Below are 2612 nucleotides of genomic sequence, written 5' to 3' on the forward strand. Positions count from 1 at the left end.
TTGGCTATGCCGCCACTAGTTTCTTATTATATCATACTATTTCTGTTTAATTACCCATATTACAAATTTTTCCGCGTCCAGTGCGTCCCCTTTCTCCGGTGCTGACCTAGTCAACGAAGACGCAAATAACGCTTATAAGTAGTTTTTTTACTGGTTAATGCTACCGTTAGGCCAAGTTACCTGATTTAGATTAGTATTCTCGAAATTAGCACCATTGGTCATAGCATCCCTGAGATCAGACCTTTCTAAGTCTGCCCTCGCCAGATCGGTACCATTGAGATTGGCACCAGTCAAGTTAGATCCTTTTAAATCTGTATTACTTAAATTGGCACCAGTCAGGTTAGCACCGCTTAAATCCGCATTGGCTAAATCTGCTCCAGCAAAATCGGCACCAGTGAGATTGGCATTACTTAAGTTAGCCTGACTTAAATCAGCACGGCTGAAATTAGCACCAGTCAGGTTAGCATTAGTCAAATCTGCTCCTGACAAGTCCACATTCGTACAATCTGCTCCACTTAGGTTAGCACCGCTGAGGTATTTATCGATCAGGGGTGTACACTTATTAATATGCCCTGACCCTAGATTATCCCCAAACGCTGTGGATTGGTCTTGAGGCACACTTACCTCTGTTGGCGCTGCTTCTGGGACTGGTGTAGATTCCAATAGCTCCGCTTCTGCGACTCGTCTAGGTTCTACAAAATTAGCTAACCATCCTATACCCGCAAGAGCGAGTAAGACTGTACCCATACCAATCAACATCAGACCAGACCGATTACTATGATGTTTGGGGAGTAGGGATTTAGAATGCGATCGCTTTTTAATCTCAGCAAGGGCTTTTTCCATAAATTCTGGCGGAATTTGTGCCTCTTTACCTGCTTCAATCAACTCCTTTACAGAATAGCTTTGGTTGTGCTGAGCATAGAGTTGAGCCGCTAGGGCGAATACTTGGTGGGCTTGGTCTTCAGGGATACGATCTTTTGGGAGTTTCATAGTTATTTGGAGCGTTGGGAAGCCAGTTAGAGCTGAGATAGTATCAGCGTCAGGCTGTCAAGCCTTTCAGTTTCTAATCTAGCAAGCCAGACTTTCAAGTGTTAATGGTTGGTTAATCGAGGTTGGTGACCTCACGGCTAAACTGATCACGGAAGTGAGGGTAATCTATCCCGCCAGTCAATAAACTTACCTTAAAGTGACGCTGGGCCTATGGTTAATTAGCGTATGCTTTGGATTTATTCTTCTGTATCTTGCTAATACTTGCTAATATAATGAGATCTGTTCGCTCATTTCGCTCATAGTAACGTGGTGACCCTTCCTGTTCAACAAGAGCATCTCTTTAACCGCAGCCTCAACACCATCAAAGGTGTAAAACTACTCTTTGTGGAAGCAGAGCTGCTTTTCAATGTCTCTTGCCCTGATCTTGATGCCCTCAAACAGCAACTGGAAAATCCCTTCTCGATCTTTGTCTGTGGAGAATTTAATGCCGGAAAATCCAGTGTGCTGAATCGGTTGAGTAATGACGAGCTAGCTGCTGTGGGCATACTTCCGACCACAAACTCGATTCAACCCTATTACCCAGAGGGGTTTGATGGCATTGTCTTTATTGATAGCCCAGGCACAAACTCTATCATTGAACGTCACCAAGAACTTACAGAGAATTATCTACAGCATGCTGATATCATCCTGTTTGTCACCTCAGTGGAACGACCTCTGACTAAATCAGAGCTGGACTTTCTCTCGTTAGTCAGTAAGATCTGGGTACGTAAAGTAATCGTTATTATTAATAAAGTGGATCTGGTCACCCCACAAGAGAGTGAACAGATTATCTCACACGTCAAAGATGGACTTCATGATGTCTTTACAGAAGTACCACCTTTATTTACAGTATCAACACGCACTGGCAACGACATCGACACCCTACGAGACTTCCTACTAGAGTTTCTGGCAGAAACCGAAAAAATACGGCTAAAACTTCAGGGTCCTCAGAACTCTTTGTTAGTTTACCTAGAGCAGTTAGAGAAAAAGAACCATGAGGCACGGCAGAAAGTCATTGCCGAAAAGACGATATTTGACCGATCTCTGTTGCGAATCGATGAGCGAATTGAGCAATATGACCTGATTTTTGGTGTCTTTAGAGAAAAAATTCGTGACCTGTTTACCAATCTAATTCAACAATTACATAAAGTAATCCAGGATAATTTCGCCTTCATTAGCCTATTGAAAAAGCGTATTATTAGGGAAGACGACCTACTGGAAGAAAAAGTAGCTAGGGCGATTAAGGAGGTAAAACTTGAGCAGCAGATGGAGGAAATTGTTAAGGAAGCAGCATCAACTCTTGTGAAATATCGAGAACAAATTATTCGGGAAGCTAGGGAAGATTTACAAGTAGCAGCAAGCCTCTCAGAAGACTCGTTTCAGGTTCCCGAACTTAATAGTGGTAAAATTGATACCACTTCTATCTCTGAAAATCTTAAGGTAGCCTCAGAAAAGGGACTCAACAATTTTTTGACCTTGGGAACTGCCGCCGCAGCAACAGGAATTGGCGGACATGTGGTAGCCACTGCTGCACTATTTGATCTGTCAGCTTTTGTACTAGCTCTGATGTTGACCATGTTTAG

Annotated in this window: 2 protein-coding genes; one reads left to right on the forward strand and one right to left on the reverse strand. The window is 43.0% G+C overall.

Going from position 1 to position 2612, the window contains the following annotated elements; translation table 11 throughout:
• Positions 1–147: 147 nt before the first annotated feature.
• On the reverse strand, positions 148–990 hold the full coding sequence (locus F6K20_RS33455) for a pentapeptide repeat-containing protein (RefSeq protein ID WP_008191356.1): 843 nt from the start codon (positions 988–990) through the stop codon (positions 148–150).
• 306 nt (positions 991–1296) lie between these two features.
• Here F6K20_RS33455 and F6K20_RS33460 point away from each other — a divergent pair.
• Positions 1297–2612: dynamin family protein (locus F6K20_RS33460; RefSeq protein ID WP_287297647.1), on the forward strand; the 1316-nt coding region annotated here is incomplete at its 3' end.

Source organism: Moorena sp. SIO2C4 (assembly GCF_010672485.1).
GTDB classification, from domain to species: Bacteria; Cyanobacteriota; Cyanobacteriia; order Cyanobacteriales; family Coleofasciculaceae; genus Moorena; species Moorena producens.